The following is a 17,189-nucleotide window of genomic DNA, read 5'->3' on the forward strand; positions in this document are numbered from 1 at the left end:
GTGCGGTTTTACGCGTTCAAACTTTGCTTTTGCCATGACGGAACCTATCAGTTTTGTGTATCTAGATTACATATGAAAATAATCCACCATAGGTAGATTAAGTTAATTTTTTCAAATTTCAAATAGTTTTTTTTCTGACAGATAAAGGAAGTGTTTAAGGAGATTCGATTGACTGGTGCTGATAGGCAGATTTGAACTGCCGACCTCACCCTTACCAAGGGTGCGCTCTACCAACTGAGCTATATCAGCATCATCAAATTGGAGCGGGCAGCGGGAATCGAACCCGCATCATCAGCTTGGAAGGCTGAGGTAATAGCCATTATACGATGCCCGCTTTAAGGAACCTGTTCTTAAACTACCTCTAACCGTCTAGAATAAAGTGGTGGAGGGAGCTGGATTCGAACCAGCGAAGGCTGAGCCGTCAGATTTACAGTCTGATCCCTTTGGCCGCTCGGGAACCCCTCCACGATAATTCTTTATACTAAGCACTTCCGGTAAAAGGAAAGTGGTGCCGACTAACCGAGTCGAACGGTTGACCTACTGATTACAAGTCAGTTGCTCTACCAGCTGAGCTAAGTCGGCACTGCTTTAGTACGGGGCGAGATTCTAGAGTAAGGTTTATTGGGATGCAACCAAAAAATTAAAAAAAATGTGATTTTATGCTTCAAACGCTCACTATTCGCGCAAAAAGCGGTTTTTTTGTTGTTTTTAACTCTTTTTAGCCAACTCGTACCAGTAATTTAAGCCTTTCATTACTAGCATTGGGTCGAAAATACTCTGTGGAAAATGCCCTTGTAATAGCTGACCATAACCACCAGCAAAAATTAAAAGGCTATTTTTTGTATTTAAATGCCGCTTTGCTTGCTCAATTGCGCCAATAGTTGCCACTAATGCACCATTTTTTAATCCATTAGGGGTGTTTTTGCCAAGCTCATTAGCAAATGGCGTGTTTGCATCATCAAATACGCGCTGGGTATTTTGAGTAAGTGATCGGGTCATTAAATCAAGCCCTGGTAATATCCAACCACCTAAGTGCTGCCCATCATCATTAAGGACGTCTATAGTCGTTGCCGTGCCGGCATCAACAACAATGGCGGCCGTATTAGGGTAAAGCGTATAACCACTAATAAGTGCTAACCACCTATCTATACCCAAATTACCGACTTGCTGATACGCACAATGCAACGTACTGAGTTCACGACTAACCGATGCTTCAAAGCAATCAATGTTATGTGTTTGAGCTTGCTCTAATAGCTGTTTGAGTAATTCACTACGACCCACACAAGCGTAAACAACAACCGTGATTTGCTGCCATGGGATATTATTAATATCGCACGGCTGTATTTGCTCGTTTTGCCACAATACGGCTTTGAGTGAGGTATTACCTACATCAATTAACAATCTCATGCTTGCGCCTTTCTTAATGAAATCTCACCGCCATAATAACTTTTTACTTCGCCGTCTTGGCGAATACGTACACCACCGTGCGCATCTATACCTTCACAAATTCCCCGCCAACTGCGATGCCCGGTATTAAGCTCTACCTGTTGACCAGCAAATGCATTTAATGCATTCCATTGTTGATACATAGTTTGTAAGCCATTCTCGCGATATTGCACTAAGCGCTGCTCTAAGCAATAAGTTAATGAAGCTACTAGTTGATTTTTATCTAGCTGCTGGGTGTGCTGACTTAAATCGGTCCATGCTTGGTCAATGTGCTGACTGGCACTTTCTGGCATATTTAAATTAATACCAACCCCTATCACTAACTGACAGGGTCCTTGTGGCTGCCCGTCTAACTCGACCAAGACACCTGCGAGTTTTTGTTTGTTTATATAAATGTCGTTTGGCCATTTAAGCTCTACTTCAATATCATAAAGTGCTTTTATCGCATCATACACAGCTAAACCAACAGCAATCGATACGCCCATAGCGGCTTGTAAACCATCGTCTAAGCGCCAAAAATAACTGTAGTATAAGTTAGCACCAAAGGGTGATTGCCATACTCGCCCTCGACGCCCCCGCCCTGCTTGCTGCATTTCGGCTACAATCACGGTGCCCGATTCGAGCGCTGCTTTAGCTTGAATGCGGCGCATTAACTCGCTGTTGGTTGAGTCAATCAGTGGTTGCACTTCAATATTCGCGGTATTTGCCCCTAACTCAGCATAGTACTGCTGTATGCTTTGCTGATTAAGCAAACCAACATGGTTATTTAAGCTATAGCCTTTACCTGTTACTTTAAATACATCTAAGCCCATAGCTTGTAAGCTTTGAATATGCTTACTTACCGCCGCGCGACTTATTCCTAATTCATTACCCAGTGCTTGCCCAGAGACAAACCCGCCTTTATTGAGCGCATTTAAAATGGCCAACTTATTACCGTCAGGTGCCTTCATGCTGATTGCTCCAAAGAGATATGGCATTCATTGTACTGATCAATTAATCGCACTTCGTGCTCTAAGCTTATGTTGTAACGTGTTAAAACAATATCCTGAATGTGGGCAATCATATTAATTAAATCATCCCCTGTACTATTACCATGATTAACCAGTACCAGCGCTTGCTGTTGATGCACTTCAATCCCCGCAATTTTATACCCCTTTAATCCCGCTTGCTCTATTAACCACCCTGCAGCCACTTTATGGTGACCAGCACCATGCGGGTAGTGAGGCACCTCTGGGTATTTAGCAATTAACTGCGCAAAGTCACTATTGTTGATAATAGGATTCTTAAAAAAGCTGCCCGCATTAGCCAGTTTATAAGGGTTTGGGAGTTTGCTATTACGCGTTTGTATCACTTGCGCGCACACTTGCTGTGGAGTTGGATTTTTTAATTGCTGCAGCGGTCCATAGCTGAGCACCGGTTGCCATTTTTTGGGCAACTTAAAATGCACTTGGGTGATCACTGCTTTATTTTTTAGCGCGTGTTTAAACACCGATTCACGATAAGCAAACTGACATTGTTGATTAGTTAAAGATTTAAAGCTGCCGCTATCAATAGCAAAATAATCAACAGCTTCTATAAACTGTGCTATTTCTACGCCATAGGCACCAATATTTTGCACTGGTGCAGCGCCGACAGTACCGGGTATGAGCGCTAGGTTTTCAAACCCTGCAATACCTTGCTCCAGCAAGTAGGTCACTAATTGATGCCAATTTTCACCGCCCGCTACACTGACTAAAAAGTCATGCGAGCGCTCAGTGATAGTAATGCCTTGGGTTGCCATTTTAATGACCGTGCCTGCATAGTCATTTAAAAAAATAGTATTACTGCCCTCACCCAACAAGCAAAAAGGGACTTTAAAGCACTGGCTTTTAAGCTGCGCTGAGTCGGTAATTTCAACGAAATTTTGGCATTGGCTACTTAATGCAAATGTATGTAGGGGTTGTAATGAGTGCGGCACAAAGCCCTCTGAAGGTAGCAATAATTAATCGCTCTAGTTTAACTCATCGTCGCAAATTGCGCATCTGCTTGTAAAAATTGTTCAACCCACTGCAGCAATCATGATATAAAACCAGCACTTTTTTTATTTGTACTCAAGGTAATTATGAAAATCACACCTCTTTTTTTAAGCCTCGCTATGGCAGGTATGTGCTCGCAAGCAATGGCCAGCGCTATTGATCAAAATTCCTATGCCAACCTTGATGATGTTATCACCACGCATTTAAACCTTGATTTAGACATCGACTTTGCCGACAAGCAATTAGAAGGTTTTGTTGAGCATACGCTGCAGTGGCAAAACGCCAGTAGCAAAAAGCTAGTACTTGATACCCGTGACCTTGATATTGATAAAGTCATGTATCAAACAGCAAATGGCAATTGGCACAAAGCTAGTTTTAACCTTGCTAACCGCGACGATGTTAAAGGCTCAAAACTAACGATTACTTTTAAAAACCAAGCTGAAAAAGTCCGTATTTACTACAACAGTCGCCCAGAAGCGTCGGGCTTACAGTGGTTAACGCCAGAGCAAACAGCCAGCAAAACGCACCCGTTTATGTATAGCCAATCGCAAGCGATTCATGCACGTAGTTGGATACCAGTGCAAGACACCCCAGCAATGCGCGTGACTTATTCTGCACGTATTCATACCCCTGAAGATATTCGTGCGGTAATGAGCGCCGATAATAAAGATGCCCTTTATAAAGATGGTGATTATCAGTTCACTATGCCGCAAGCAATTTCACCTTACTTAATTGCCATTGGTGCGGGTAACCTAGAATTTAAAGCGATGTCTAAGCAAACCGGTATTTTTGCAGAGCCGACTATTTTAGATGCCTCAGTTGCTGAGTTTGATGACACCCAAGCGATGATCGACAAAACCAATGCCATGTACGGCGACTATGCATGGGGTCGTTATGACTTACTTATGCTACCACCTAGCTTTCCGTTTGGCGGCATGGAAAACCCACGTTTATCATTTATCACCCCAACCGTTGTTGCCGGCGATAAAAGCCTCGTTAACCTGATTGCGCATGAGCTTGCACACTCTTGGTCTGGTAACTTAGTGACTAACGCCACATGGGAAGATTTATGGTTAAACGAAGGATTTACCTCTTACGTTGAAAACCGCATTATGGAAGAAGTATTTGGTCGAGACCGTGCTGTTATGGAACAAGCACTTGATGCAGCAGGCCTACGTGCGCAACTTAAAACCATTGATGCACCAGACACGCGCCTTAACTTAAAGCTTAATGGTCGCGACCCAGATGATGCGTTTAGCTCAGTGCCTTACACAAAAGGTCAGCTATTTTTAATCTACCTAGAAGAAAAATACGGCCGTGATAAGTTTGATGACTTTGTTAAAACCTACTTTAATGAGTTTGCATTTAAATCGCTAACCACCGCGCAATTTGTTACGTACATCAAAGCTAACTTAATTGAAAAGTACCCTGGTGTAGTGAGCATGGATAAAGTGAACGAGTGGATTTTTCAGCCTGGTTTACCAAGTGATGCACCTAATCCAACCTCAGACGCATTCGATAAAGTAGATACAGCTTCTACAGCATGGTTAAAAGGGGATACAACTGCCGCACAATTACCAACTGCAAATTGGACTGTGCATGAGTGGCTACACTTTTTAAACAACTTACCGCGCGATTTAAGCATTGAAAAAATGACTGAATTAGACGGCGAGTTTAACTTAACCCAATCAACCAACGCAGAACGTGCGTTTGCATGGTATATGCTAGCAGTAGGTAATGGTTACCAACCGATTTACCCTGCGCTTGATAAGCATTTATCGGGTATTGGTCGTCGTAAGCTTATCGTGCCGCTTTATAAAGCGCTTATTACCAATGGTAAAAAAGACTGGGCACAAAGCGTATACTTAAAAGCGCGTCCGGGTTATCACCCACTGGCACAAGGTACTATTGACGCATTATTTAAATAACAAATAGCGTTACCAATAAACTAAAAAGGGCCAATTTGGCCCTTTTTTAATGCTTAGTTATTTTGTTACTTTATCTAAAAATGCCTGTCGCTCAGCGAGCGTTGCTTGTTGCCACCAAAAGTCGAGCATATGTGCAGCGCTTGGCATGCCTTTGCCATTAATTGGCGCAATCGGTTTAATTGGACGACTAGGTTTTTGTGGGCCAGCAGGGGTTTCTGAGGCCTGCTGATTAAACTGTGCGCTTTGTAGTTGTCGCTCAGCAATCACATTTAACGGCTCAGCTAAGGTACTACCTTTTGCTTTTAAGCTGACTTGCGGTGCCTCAGCAAATACTTTAGCTGCCACCGCATTTTCAGCACGATTAAATACTAAGGTGTAATCTTTACCTGCTTCAACGGTTACATTCACCCAAAAAGGCTCCGACTCAATCACTTCGTGATCGTCATAGCCTAAATCATATAAATCTGTGTATTTAAGCTTTAACTGATAAGTGCCCGGTGCTAATTCAACATCATCAACACGACTAAAAATCGAACTTTCAATGATTCGTTCACCCACTTGTAAAGGAACAAACTCCTCAGGAAAGTGAATGTTTTCTGCCAAACTCGATGCACTCACCAAGAGCGCCGCTACACTGCTTAATAATATTGATTTACGCATAATTACTCCTTTAGTTGATTTCAGTTTGACACTGCTGGCAAAATTTGTCATTAGTGACATACATATTAATCGAACAAATTAGAGTCATCATTATGAGTCAAGAGACTATTTTTACTAAAATTATTAATCGTGAAATTCCTGCTGACATTATTTACGAAGACGACCACTCGCTTGCATTTAAAGATATTAATCCTCAAGCACCTTTTCATGCGTTGATCATTCCTAAACAAGCCATTGCCACGATTAACGATGTCACTGAGGAAAACTCACACCTTGTTGGTCATTTATATGTGGTAGCGGCTAAACTCGCCAAACAATTTAATTTTAGCGATGACGGCTACCGCGTGGTGATGAACTGCAATGAACACGGCGGACAAACCGTTTACCATATTCATTTACACATGCTGGCGGGTAAAGAAATGGGCTGGCCTCCGTATCAAAATACTAAAAAAGTTACTCTATAGTGACTCATTAAATCCTGTATCTTAAAAAATACATTAAAAATACGGCGTTTTTCTTATATACCAAAAAAACAATTACTTATTTGCAACATTTTATGTTTAAATAATCGGAAATCGCACCTTTTCTCCAGTGAAATTGTTATTGCCTAATACAAAAGGTGTGCAGGGATCGTGGTAAGATTAATTAGCCAGCTTTATAAAAGAGTAAAAAAACATGAGCAGTTCAGCCTTTTTGTTGTTAGACGAAGAACCAATTAACACTATTGGTATCAACGTTTTAGAGCCTTTGTTAAAAACACAGGGTCTTGACGTAACTACGGGTACAAATATTTTAGATGTTCCGGTAGGTACTCGCTTATTGTTCATTGAAACATCAAGTAAAGACGCATGGACTAAGCTAAAAGAGCAACTCGTTAATTTACGCATCAAATGCGATATTGTGTTGTTTAATTTAGATGAAAATCCAGAGCTTGCTAATCGTGCATTACTCAGTGGTATTCGCGGTGTATTTTACACCACCGATAATGCCGATGTACTCATGAAAGGGATTCGTTTATTACTTGAAGATCAGCTTTGGTATCGTCGTGATATTATGTGTAATGCGCTTAACCGCATGCTGCAATTTAATAAAGACGCATTACATAAGCTAACTGATGGTGATATTGAACCAATAAAACTCACTAAACGTGAAAAAGCAATTATCTCGTTAATGAGTAACGGTTCAAAAAATAAAGAAATTGCTGAAGAGTTAAGCATTAGCCCGCACACGGTTAAAACCCATTTATACAGCGCATTTAGAAAAACCAAATGTCGTAACCGTATTGAACTACTCTCTTGGGCACAACAAAATATTCCTGACGAAATTCGTTAAGGCTTATTTTAATAAATTCAATACAGGCACTTTAGGTGCCTGTTTTTATATCTTCTTTAAAAATCGCTGTTGGGGTCTTAATGCTCGACTCATTTACGCTTTATTTTGCCAGTATCGCTGTTATGACAGTGATGACGTTACTAAATTTTTTAACCTGGCGTACCAATAAGCATGTTCCCGGCACATTACTTTATATCTCCTACCCTTTACTACTATTAGCCGCCATTGTGGGCTTTGCGCTCATAGGTAAAATCCCTGATCAGCTTGCCATTACCTTTGCTAATAGCATGATGTTTTTAGCGTCAATTGTGCACTGCTTATCACTGAGTCAATTTTTAAACTATCGTGGTCGGGGCTTTAAATTTGTTTGCCTATTTACCGCACTTAGTGCTTTATTGCTTATTTATTTCACTTTTTTTCAGCCATCCATGCGCTCACGGGTTTATATTTCTGACCTGCAGCATATTGTAGAAGCCGCTTTTTTATTATTTATTTTTATAAAATATGCGCGAAAGCCTTATCCTAACGCCAGCATTGTTTACATTATTATTTTAACCCTGGTTGCAGCGAGTTTTATCACTCGAACTATCTTTATGGATCGCGTTGCACAACAAGATGCCATATTAAACCCATGGTTTAACTCATTATTATTTTTAAACAGTGTGATTGCCCCTATGTTTTATGCTGCTGGCATGGCGCTATTGTGCAATGAGCGCAGGGAATTACGACTTAATAAACTCACCGAAAAAGCACACAAGGACTTAGAGATTCGCGGGCTCTTTTTATCCACTATAAGCCATGAAATACGCACCCCATTAAACGGCATTTTAGGCAGCGCACAACTGGTGTTAAACCAAACTAGCGACAGCCGCAATAAAGCTTATTGCGAAGCCATTATTAACTCAGCAGAGTCACTCAACTTACTCGTAGATAAAGTGCTGGAATACGCAAGCTTAGATCAGCATGACGAAGCCTTGTACGAAGAGGATATAGAGTTCAAAACTTGGCTACAAAACTTATGCCTGCTGTTAAGCCCTTTGGCCGAACAAAAACAGCTTAAATTTGAGCTTGCCTGTAACATCCCCGATAAAGCCTGTTATTACTGCGATCAACAAAAGCTCAGACAAATCATTATTAATCTTGTGGGTAATGCAATTAAATTTACCGACACCGGTACAGTAAAAGTGCAAATAGATTTAATTAATGAAACTCAGCTCGATCATACCCTTAAAGTAAGTGTACTCGATTCAGGCCCAGGTATTGAAAAAGATGAAATTGACTACTTAACTGAGCCCTACATTCAAAGCAGTGCCGGTAAGGAAAAAGGCGGAACAGGGCTTGGGCTAGCTATAACCAGTCGCTTACTCGATAAAATTAATAGCCAGCTAGAAATTACCAGTGAGCTGGGAGTGGGTAGCGTATTTAGCTTTAACATGACGCTAGCCATAGGTGAGCTTAGCCTTGTAGAGCAGCGCCATCAAAGTAAGGACTATTTAACCGGACTTGATGTGTTACTTGTTGAAGATTTAGATTTGAACCAAAAAATTGCCGTTGAATTTATGGCTGACGACGAGCATAAAATTAAGCTCGCTAAAGATGGTAAAAGTGCAATTGAGTTGATGAAAAAATACCACTTTGATGTGGTGCTACTTGATATGAACTTACCCGATTTAACCGGGCAGCAAGTGCTAAAAACACTCAAACGGGTAGAGCATAAAAATCAGCGCACCCCGGTGCTGGCCTTTACTGCCAGTTTGAGCCCTGATGAAATCAAAGAATACTTAGCGCTGGGCATTAAAGACATTGTTGGCAAGCCATTAAAACAAGAAAAACTGCGCCAAGCATTGAGTGATTCACAGTCAACACAAACAGCTAACATTGCTGTAGAGCTGGTTGATACGTTATACGATGAAACAGCCACAGAAACCCTGACAAGCTCTTTTAGTATTGATGAAGTATCTTCTATTTATAATGAGTTTATCCTCTCTGCGCGTAACAAACTGAGCCGCTGCCAAACCTTATTAGAGCAAGACCCAGAGCAGTGTATAAAGCTCTTACACCGCCAAGCCAGCACCGCAATGCAACTTGGCTTTAATAGCTATGGACTGGCTCTTAAAAAAATTGAGCGACGCTTACTAGATAAAAAACCATTAAATAACTCGTTAAATGAAGCCAGCACACTGTGGCAACACAGTTTAGAAGCATATTTAAAGTATGTACGCCAAGGGCTAGGGTAATACGGTTACGGGCTTCGGGCTACCAAGTTTTACGACCGTAACAAATGATCAAGCATATTCACTATTTATACTGTTATTTTCTACCGTATATATCTTCAAATCGCTCTATGTCACTTTCATCCAATGTGGCACCCGTTTGCACTTCAATAACAATTAACGGCTCGGGCTGATTATTCGCTAAGCTGTGCAGTTGCTTTGCACCAATATAACAAGATTGGTCATGGGTCAGTGTTAAGCTTTGTTGGTCAATACATATATCTGCAGTGCCTGATACGACCACCCAATGCTCAGCACGATGCTGATGACGCTGGGTTGAGAGTTTTGCACCACTTTTTACGGTAATTTTTTTAACTTTAAAGCCGATACTTTCTACTAGCGTACGATAATGTCCCCAAGGGCGGTAAACCACCTGATGATGTGCCAGTTTGTCATTTTGCGTAATTGCCAATTGTTTAAGTATTAAAGGCAAGCCTTCAAGCGAATCTTGCTTTGCAACCAAGGTAGCATCATGAGTATGAACAATCGCTAAATCGCTCACACCTAAAGTGGCAATTGTGTGTCCATCTTCGCTAATAACTAGGTTATTAATACTGTTTTGTGCAATATGTTGCTGATTTTGACTATTGCCCTGCGAATCTTTTTCTGCAAGCGCAGCCAGTGCAGAAAAACTGCCCACATCGCTCCACTTTAACGCCACAGGCATTACCACTACATTATTGCTGCGCTCTAAAATAGCGTAGTCAATTGAGTCACTTGGGCAAGATTCAAGTGCATGGGCATTTGCTCTGGTAAACGCTAAGTCTTGTTTAAAATCAGTAGCACTGGCAACACTTTTAGCAATTTTGGGGGCAAAGCGCTCAAGCTCTTGCAGATAAGCAGCGGGAGTAAATAAGAACATACCACTGTTCCAACTATAACCGCCCTCAGCTAAATAAGTTAATGCTGCTGCTAAATCAGGTTTTTCTTTAAACTGGTCAACTTCAAAGCAACAGGTATCTTTAATGGCTGCGCCCTGTTTTATATAACCATAACCTGTGTGTGGCTCTGTTGGTGTGATTGAAAATGTAACTAATTTACCTTGCTCAGCAAGTTTAATCGCATCAGATAACTGAGCCGTTAACGCGGTAAAATCTGCAATATGATGATCGGCAGGCATCACCAACAAAGGGCCCGTAATATTATTTTTTAAAGCATAGTGCGCGGCAAGGGCGATGGCTGGTGCGGTATTTTTGCCTTCTGGCTCAAGTACTATGGCATAGGGTTTTGCAAATGCTGCCTGCTCTGCTGCAATAAATCGATGCTGTTCATTACAGACCAAAATAGCGGGATTAAAGCCATCAGTTGCAACCCGTGATAATGTGCTTTGTAATAACGACTGCTGGTTATTATCATCAAGCAAAAATAAAAACTGCTTTGGCATTGCTTGGCGCGATAGCGGCCAAAGCCGTGTACCAATGCCGCCAGCTAAAATTACAGGTGTAATAAGGGTTGTATTCATAAAGCCGCCAATAAAAATATCAGCGGTTATTTTAGCACTTTATCGGCTGGGCGCTAATTTATACCAATGCAAAAGCATCTGCATCTAAATGTGCCGGAAATTTAGCTCTAAACTCATTGAGCGGCGCTTTATTTAACGTGATTGTTAATAATGCTTGCTGGTCATCATGCGCTTTAATCAGTGGCTCACCTTTAAAGTCATACACTGCGGTTCCACCACTGTGGTCAATACCATTGCCATCTTCGCCAACCCGATTTACGCCAACCACGTAGCACAGGTTTTCCATTGCTCGCGCCATTAATAAGGTATCCCACACATTACGCCTTGCAGCTGGCCAGTTAGCAATATTTATCATCACGTCGTAGTCATTGTTATTGCGCTGAAACACCGGAAAGCGTAAATCGTAGCAAACTTGCGGTAAAATTTTAAACCCATTGAGCTCAAACACTTCACGGGTTTGTCCTGCTACTACAAATTCGCCCTCGTTACCCAAACAAAATAAGTGGCGCTTATCGTAATAACGTACCTCACCACTTGGTTTTACCCAATAAAACCGGTTGGCCTTTTTGTCTCCTTGAGTTACCAATACCGAGCCCGCACAAACCGCACTATGTTGTTTAGCTTGTGTTTTAAGCCAACTCAGTACTGAGCCATTTTCAGCCTCACCACAATCAAGGTTAACCGCAAATCCAGTGGCAAAGGTTTCGGGCAATACAATTAAATCTGGTTGATTGGTGATGTTGGCAAGTTGTTGTTCAAACATAGCTAAATTGGCTTTTTTATCGAGCCAATGTAATGAGCTTTGTAATAATGCTAAAGTTAAAGTTGACATAAAATCTGCGCCGCCTCTATTAAGGTTTGATCGTTTTTAGCAAAACATAAACGAATAACTTTATCGTTATTTGGCTGTTGATAAAATACACTTAGCGGAATGGCTGCCACCCCAGCTTGCTCTACCAACCACTGACAAAATTCTACGTCATTTAAATCGGATACATCACTGTAATCAAGCAGTAAGAAGTAGGTACCCTCACTTGGTAAAATACTAAAGCGACTATCTTGTAGAGCATTACTGAGCACATCGCGCTTATGTTGATAAAAATCACTTAGCTGGTCAATATGTTCAGCGTGTTGCTCTAACATATCTGCTAATGCATGCTGCGCAGGCGTAAAACTTGAAAAAGTAACATACTGATGAATTTTTCGAAATTCTTCGCTTAAATCAGTGGGTGCGATACAGTAACCCATCTTCCAACCGGTGCTATGAAAGGTTTTACCAAAACTTGAAATAACAAAGCTTTTTGCCAGTAGTTCCTCGTCACCGAGTGCGCTTAAATGTGGTTGTTGATCAAACGTTATATGCTCATAAACCTCATCGCTGATTACATATAAATTGTGAGCACTCACTAGTTTTTTTAGTTCGTTGATATCTTGCTGTTTTAACACTTTGCCACTGGGGTTATGCGGCGTGTTAATAATAATTGCGCGAGTATTTGCTGTAATTGCTTGATTTACTGTTTGCCAGTTTATAGCGTAATCTGGCGCGGCTAGCGCAACGTGCACTGACTTGCCGCCAGCCAGTTCAATGGCTGGTTGATATGAGTCGTAAGCAGGATCAAATACAATAACGTCATCACCCTCGCGCACAATAGTTTGAATAGCCACAAATAATGCTTCGGTTGCCCCTGAGGTTACAGTTACTTGGCTTGTGCCATCAATTTGCGCTTTGTATTTTCGCTGAACTAATGCTGCAATTTGCTGCTGCAGTTTAGGTACACCGCTGGAAGGCGAGTATTGATTAGCTCCTTGGGCTACGTACTGACTTAACTGCGCTTTTAAATACTCAGGGGTATCAAATTCAGGAAAACCTTGCGAAAGATTAATTGCCGAAAACTTATTAGCCAAGCCACTCATTTGGCTAAATATACTAATACCTAAATTGGGGAGTTTACTGTCAAACACGAAGTCTCCTGATGATGGTTTTGTGTACAGAGCAATGCTATGATTAAAACGGAAGTTTAGCCGTCTAAACTGTACTTTAATTGTTATTTGTGAGGAAAATATGCAAGACAACCATACCGCTATTTCAAACCTTATAGAAGCCGCAAAATGGATTAGCCAACAAGGTTGGGTTCCTGCCTCGGGTGGAAATTTATCAGCTCGCACCCAAAATGGCTTCGTTATAACGACTAATGGCTGCGATAAGGCCCAACTTACCCATGAGCATTTTTTACAGTTAGACCACCAAAACTTAAATACTCCTCAGGTGTTATCAAGCGAAGCGAAATTACATTTAAGTTTGTATCAGTTAATTCCTGAGGCGCAATGTGTATTGCATACTCAATCTGTTGCAGCAACGGTGCTTTCACAAGTAACGCAAGCTCATCAGCTTGATTTAAGCGGTTACGAAATGCAAAAAGCGCTCAGTGGTTTTACCTCACATTTAGAAACCTTAAGCATTCCTATTTTTGATAACGACCAAGATATTGACCGTTTAAGCTTATTAGTCAGCGATCACCATTTGCACTCACCGATTAAATTTGGTGTATTAATTCGCGGTCATGGCTTATATGCAGTTGGCAAAAATATTGCTGAAGTGCGTCGCCACCTAGAAGCACTAGAGTTTTTGTTTAGCTGCGAATTAGAGCGATTAAAAATCACCGGCATTCAAGCGAGCAATACACTTCATCATCGATAACTAACAAGCAAGTATTTAATGATAATGCTCGTACATTTTATCTAGCGGCTCAGAAAGGCCGCTTTCTTGCACAATACGCACATGTTTGCGTTTTAATTCGCGAGCACTGGTAACACCACAAGAATGTGCAATAAGCCCTGCACCGTAATGAATATATTTATTATAATTTGCGACCCGCTGCGCTTTATCTTCAACATTTAAACCACGTTGCAAACGTTCATTATGCGTAGTAATTCCAGTTGGGCAAGTATCTTTATTACATTGCATCGCCTGAATGCAGCCTAGTGCAAACATATGCCCTCGCGCAGAAACCACAAAGTCGGCTCCTAGTGCTAATGCCCATGCGACCTTGGAAGGCACAATTAATTTACCCGAAACAATAATTTTAACTCGCTCTCTAAGACCATGCTTCTTTAATAGCTGTATAACTAGTGGGAGGCTTTCTTTAAGCGGTAACCCCACAGAATCTAATAAAGACTGTGGTGCTGCGCCTGTGCCCCCATCAGCACTATCAATAGTTATAAAGTCGGGTGCAGACTCAATGCCACGATGATTTATCTCAGCAAATAAACTTTCTAACCAAGTATGTTCACCAATAACTGCTTTAAAGCCTGTTGGTTTACCCGTTGCAGTTCTGATGGTGGTGAGCATGTCTAGAATATCGTTTGGATTTTTTATTTCTGGGTGCCCATTTGGGCTAATAGAATCCTGCCCTTCGGGTATGCCTCTTATTTTGGCAATTTCAGCATTCACTTTTCGCCCAGGTAACATGCCGCCTTTGCCTGGCTTAGCACCTTGGCTCATTTTCAGTTCAAACATTTTAACCGTTGGGTGTGCAGCAACGGCTTTTAGCTTTTCTGTACTTAAACTTCCCTGCTCATCGCGTACACCGTATTTTGCGGTGCCAATTTGAAATACAATATCGGCACCTCCTTCTAAGTGATATGGGCTAAGGCCGCCTTCTCCTGTGTTCATCCAACATCCTGCTAATTTTGCCCCCTTGGATAGTGCACGCACAGCAGGGCTTGATAGCGCACCAAAGCTCATGCCCGATATATTAAATAGCGAATTTGTGGTGTAAGGAAATTTACAGTAAGGGCCAAGAGTTACGTTGCTCGGCGCTAAGGCTTCTTCATCTAAGGTGGGAAATGCACAGTTCATAAACATAACTGTGCCTGTGGCCTCTAAACTTTGAGTTGAACCAAAAGCGGCCGTGTGATCAACATCTTTAGCCGCGCGGTAGACCCAACTACGCTCGGCACGATTAAAGGGCATTTCTTCACGATCGAGGGCAAAAAAATACTGTCTGAAAAACTCACCTTGGCGCTCAAAGAAATAACGAAAACGTCCAATCACAGGATAATTACGCCTAATAGCATGCTTTGTTTGCGTAACATCTCGAATATAAAAAATAGCAATTAATATAACCAGCAATCCCAATGCAACAATAAATAGGCTGGCAAACACATCGATACTGAACATTATAAATTGGCTCATAGCTTATCCTTAAATGCTAAAAAAAGCGTGATGCCATCAAATAACACCACACTTTTATAGTTTCAAAATAATGCGCTTTTAGCTATCTGTTTTTGCTAACTCCGTTTGTATATACAAGCGTATTTGCTGCTCAAGCACCGACAAAGGTACCGAACCGTGACGCAAAATTTGATGATGGAACTCACGAATATCAAACTGCTGACCTAATGCTTGCTCAGCCTCTGCGCGCAAGCGTTTAATTGTTAACTCACCAATTTTGTAAGACAGCGCTTGAGCTGGCCACGAAATATAACGGTCGGTTTCTGTTTTTACATTGTGTAATGAAAGCGCTGTATTATCGGCCATAAAGTTCATCGCACGTTCTCGGCTCCAGCCATACATGTGCATTCCCGTATCAACCACTAAACGTGCAGCACGCCACATTTCGTAGGTTAAACGACCAAAGTTACTGTACGGGTCTTGATAAAAGCCCGCCTCAACCCCTAAGTACTCTGAATACAACCCCCAGCCCTCACCAAACGCTGATAAATAGGCATCTCGGCGATAGCTAGGTAGGCTTTCAAGTTCTGCATTGAGTGATATTTGTAAATGATGGCCCGGGACAGCTTCGTGCAGTGTTAATGCCTCTAAAGCATAGAGTGGTCGTTTATCTAAAGCGTAAGTATTCACCCAATAAAAACCGGCTTGATCGTCACGGCTCGAACCTGAATAGCGCCCAGTAGTATACTTAGGGGCAATATTGGCAGGCACCGGCGCTACGCCATAAGGTTTACGTGGTAAGGTATGAAATAATTTAGGTAACTGTGCATCCATTTTTTTGGCAATGTACGCGGCCTCTTTTAATAATTGCTCAGGCGTTGTGGCGTAAAATTGCGGATCGGTACGTAAAAAGTGGATAAATTCTGCAAACGTGCCTTTAAAGCCCACCTCTTTAATGACCGCTTCCATCTCACTGCGAATACGTGCCACCTCCGCTAAACCCAGCTCATGGATTTCTTTTGGGGTCATTTGTGTCGTGGTGTAATACTTAGCACGATTTGCATAAAAGGCTTCGCCATTGGGAGTAGACGAAATGCCAATATCGCTGCGTGCGCCTGGTAAATATTCGGTATTAAAAAAAGTTAAGTAACCTTTATAGGCATTAATAACTTGGCCACTAATAATGGCTTTAGCTTGTTGTTGTAACGCTGCAAATTCACTATCACTTAAGCCAGCGGTATTGTTTAAAAATGGCTTATAAAATTCAGATTGTTTTACATCATCAACAATGTAGGCAGTAATAGAATCTTGATAGCCAATTAATACCGCTTTGGGTTGAGTTAAACCAACTTCTAACCCTTTACGCATCCAGCCTATATTTTGTTCAAAAAAGCGCGGCACTTGCTGTAATCGCTTTAGGTAGTTTTGATAATCTTGTGCAGTTTTATAATCCGAGCTATTAACAATAAACGATAGGCTTGAATGAAAGCCATACTCTGACGTTAAAGGCATGTAGTGTGCGTTAAATACATATTCATCAACACTATTTTGCACTTGCGCTCGAATAATACTGTAGTTAATTTGATTCTCGTCACTCAGCTTGCTCATATCTATTGCATCTAAATCAGCCAATAACTGGGTGTTTTTTTGATACTGCTGCGCTAAAAAGTCAGCCGATAAGTTAGGTAATAAATAGCCATCAACTCCCTCAGGATTACTATATGGGCTTACATTTTGGCGGTGTTGTACAATATTTTCAGCGGTTTGCGTAAATTGCTGATCGGCATTAATTGTAGTGAGCTGACACGCGCTTAATGAGCACATTAAGGTGACACTTAATAAGGAAAGGCGCATTTTTTTTGAAAGAGATAAATTCATAGTTATTGAGCTTAATGACGT

General features: G+C 41.4%; 14 protein-coding genes and 4 tRNA genes. 5 read left to right on the forward strand and 13 right to left on the reverse strand.

Annotation, left to right across the window (positions count from 1 at the left end; all coding sequences use genetic code 11):
- Positions 1 to 173 precede the first annotated feature (173 nt).
- From AC27JR_RS15055 to murB, 7 genes are all read right to left on the reverse strand, one after another.
- Positions 174 to 249, reverse strand: a tRNA-Thr gene (locus tag AC27JR_RS15055).
- 10 nt (positions 250 to 259) lie between these two features.
- A tRNA-Gly gene (locus tag AC27JR_RS15060) sits at positions 260 to 334 on the reverse strand.
- Between the two features lie 46 nt (positions 335 to 380).
- Positions 381 to 465: transfer RNA gene (locus AC27JR_RS15065), tRNA-Tyr, on the reverse strand.
- 41 nt (positions 466 to 506) lie between these two features.
- Positions 507 to 582: transfer RNA gene (locus tag AC27JR_RS15070), tRNA-Thr, on the reverse strand.
- 126 nt (positions 583 to 708) lie between these two features.
- A complete protein-coding gene (locus tag AC27JR_RS15075) occupies positions 709 to 1,407 on the reverse strand; it encodes a type III pantothenate kinase (RefSeq protein WP_131691823.1) in 699 nt (232 codons plus the stop codon).
- Complete coding sequence (birA, locus tag AC27JR_RS15080; protein WP_487174035.1) at positions 1,404 to 2,396, reverse strand: bifunctional biotin--[acetyl-CoA-carboxylase] ligase/biotin operon repressor BirA; 993 nt, start codon at positions 2,394 to 2,396, stop codon at positions 1,404 to 1,406. Before birA ends, AC27JR_RS15075 begins: the two co-directional genes overlap by 4 nt.
- The gene (gene murB / locus AC27JR_RS15085) at positions 2,393 to 3,403 is read right to left on the reverse strand and encodes a UDP-N-acetylmuramate dehydrogenase (RefSeq protein ID WP_487174036.1); all 1,011 of its coding nucleotides are present in this window, start codon (positions 3,401 to 3,403) and stop codon (positions 2,393 to 2,395) included. Before murB ends, birA begins: the two co-directional genes overlap by 4 nt.
- 144 nt (positions 3,404 to 3,547) lie before the next feature.
- Between murB and AC27JR_RS15090 the strand changes: the two genes are divergently transcribed.
- Entirely contained in the window at positions 3,548 to 5,389 is a 1,842-nt protein-coding gene (locus AC27JR_RS15090) for a M1 family metallopeptidase (RefSeq protein WP_008108511.1), read from the forward strand.
- A 57-nt stretch (positions 5,390 to 5,446) separates the two neighbouring features.
- On the opposite strand, the gene AC27JR_RS15095 is transcribed toward AC27JR_RS15090, so the two are convergent.
- The gene (locus AC27JR_RS15095) at positions 5,447 to 6,049 is read right to left on the reverse strand and encodes a DUF2057 domain-containing protein (protein ID WP_487174037.1); all 603 of its coding nucleotides are present in this window, start codon (positions 6,047 to 6,049) and stop codon (positions 5,447 to 5,449) included.
- A gap of 92 nt (positions 6,050 to 6,141) precedes the next feature.
- Between AC27JR_RS15095 and AC27JR_RS15100 the strand changes: the two genes are divergently transcribed.
- From AC27JR_RS15100 to AC27JR_RS15110, 3 genes are all read left to right on the forward strand, one after another.
- Positions 6,142 to 6,513: a histidine triad nucleotide-binding protein gene (locus AC27JR_RS15100; RefSeq protein ID WP_008465050.1), complete on the forward strand. Its 372-nt coding sequence runs from the start codon at positions 6,142 to 6,144 to the stop codon at positions 6,511 to 6,513.
- Between the two features lie 211 nt (positions 6,514 to 6,724).
- Complete coding sequence (locus tag AC27JR_RS15105) at positions 6,725 to 7,381, forward strand: helix-turn-helix transcriptional regulator (protein WP_008108518.1); 657 nt, start codon at positions 6,725 to 6,727, stop codon at positions 7,379 to 7,381.
- Between the two features lie 80 nt (positions 7,382 to 7,461).
- A complete protein-coding gene (locus AC27JR_RS15110) occupies positions 7,462 to 9,618 on the forward strand; it encodes a response regulator (protein ID WP_487174038.1) in 2,157 nt (718 codons plus the stop codon).
- Positions 9,619 to 9,691: 73 nt separating this feature from the next.
- Here the strand turns inward: AC27JR_RS15110 and AC27JR_RS15115 are convergent, their stop codons facing one another.
- The 3 genes from AC27JR_RS15115 to AC27JR_RS15125 are packed head-to-tail and all read right to left on the reverse strand — an operon-like array spanning position 9,692 to position 13,078.
- Positions 9,692 to 11,116, reverse strand: coding sequence for a mannose-1-phosphate guanylyltransferase/mannose-6-phosphate isomerase (locus AC27JR_RS15115; RefSeq protein ID WP_487174039.1), 1,425 nt, complete (start codon positions 11,114 to 11,116; stop codon positions 9,692 to 9,694).
- A gap of 58 nt (positions 11,117 to 11,174) precedes the next feature.
- Positions 11,175 to 11,948: an amidohydrolase gene (locus AC27JR_RS15120; protein WP_487174040.1), complete on the reverse strand. Its 774-nt coding sequence runs from the start codon at positions 11,946 to 11,948 to the stop codon at positions 11,175 to 11,177.
- A complete protein-coding gene (locus tag AC27JR_RS15125) occupies positions 11,936 to 13,078 on the reverse strand; it encodes a methionine aminotransferase (protein WP_487174041.1) in 1,143 nt (380 codons plus the stop codon). The genes AC27JR_RS15120 and AC27JR_RS15125 overlap by 13 nt, the downstream gene beginning before the upstream one ends.
- 100 nt (positions 13,079 to 13,178) lie before the next feature.
- Between AC27JR_RS15125 and AC27JR_RS15130 the strand changes: the two genes are divergently transcribed.
- Positions 13,179 to 13,814: a methylthioribulose 1-phosphate dehydratase gene (locus AC27JR_RS15130; protein ID WP_487174042.1), complete on the forward strand. Its 636-nt coding sequence runs from the start codon at positions 13,179 to 13,181 to the stop codon at positions 13,812 to 13,814.
- A 15-nt stretch (positions 13,815 to 13,829) separates the two neighbouring features.
- Here the strand turns inward: AC27JR_RS15130 and AC27JR_RS15135 are convergent, their stop codons facing one another.
- Positions 13,830 to 15,311, reverse strand: a complete 1,482-nt coding sequence (locus AC27JR_RS15135) for an FMN-binding glutamate synthase family protein (protein ID WP_487174043.1) — start codon at positions 15,309 to 15,311, stop codon at positions 13,830 to 13,832.
- Between the two features lie 78 nt (positions 15,312 to 15,389).
- Positions 15,390 to 17,168 carry a DUF885 domain-containing protein gene (locus AC27JR_RS15140; RefSeq protein WP_008465038.1) on the reverse strand — a complete coding sequence of 593 codons (1,779 nt, stop codon included), beginning with the start codon at positions 17,166 to 17,168 and terminating at the stop codon, positions 15,390 to 15,392.
- Positions 17,169 to 17,189 lie beyond the last annotated feature (21 nt).

The sequence above is a fragment of the Pseudoalteromonas sp. NH0006-26 genome, from assembly GCF_057552415.1.

Excerpts from the sequence above, each read along its gene's own strand:
- AC27JR_RS15105 (WP_008108518.1), top strand. The coding sequence starts at position 6,725 with ATGAGCAGTTCAGCCTTTTTGTTGTTAGACGAAGAACCAATTAACACT.
- AC27JR_RS15075 (WP_131691823.1), bottom strand. The coding sequence starts at position 1,407 with ATGAGATTGTTAATTGATGTAGGTAATACCTCACTCAAAGCCGTATTG.
- AC27JR_RS15095 (WP_487174037.1), bottom strand. The coding sequence starts at position 6,049 with ATGCGTAAATCAATATTATTAAGCAGTGTAGCGGCGCTCTTGGTGAGT.
- AC27JR_RS15110 (WP_487174038.1), top strand. The coding sequence starts at position 7,462 with ATGCTCGACTCATTTACGCTTTATTTTGCCAGTATCGCTGTTATGACA.
- AC27JR_RS15140 (WP_008465038.1), bottom strand. The coding sequence starts at position 17,168 with ATGAATTTATCTCTTTCAAAAAAAATGCGCCTTTCCTTATTAAGTGTC.
- birA (WP_487174035.1), bottom strand. The coding sequence starts at position 2,396 with ATGAAGGCACCTGACGGTAATAAGTTGGCCATTTTAAATGCGCTCAAT.
- AC27JR_RS15100 (WP_008465050.1), top strand. The coding sequence starts at position 6,142 with ATGAGTCAAGAGACTATTTTTACTAAAATTATTAATCGTGAAATTCCT.
- AC27JR_RS15090 (WP_008108511.1), top strand. The coding sequence starts at position 3,548 with ATGAAAATCACACCTCTTTTTTTAAGCCTCGCTATGGCAGGTATGTGC.
- AC27JR_RS15115 (WP_487174039.1), bottom strand. The coding sequence starts at position 11,116 with ATGAATACAACCCTTATTACACCTGTAATTTTAGCTGGCGGCATTGGT.
- AC27JR_RS15120 (WP_487174040.1), bottom strand. The coding sequence starts at position 11,948 with ATGTCAACTTTAACTTTAGCATTATTACAAAGCTCATTACATTGGCTC.
- AC27JR_RS15130 (WP_487174042.1), top strand. The coding sequence starts at position 13,179 with ATGCAAGACAACCATACCGCTATTTCAAACCTTATAGAAGCCGCAAAA.
- AC27JR_RS15135 (WP_487174043.1), bottom strand. The coding sequence starts at position 15,311 with ATGAGCCAATTTATAATGTTCAGTATCGATGTGTTTGCCAGCCTATTT.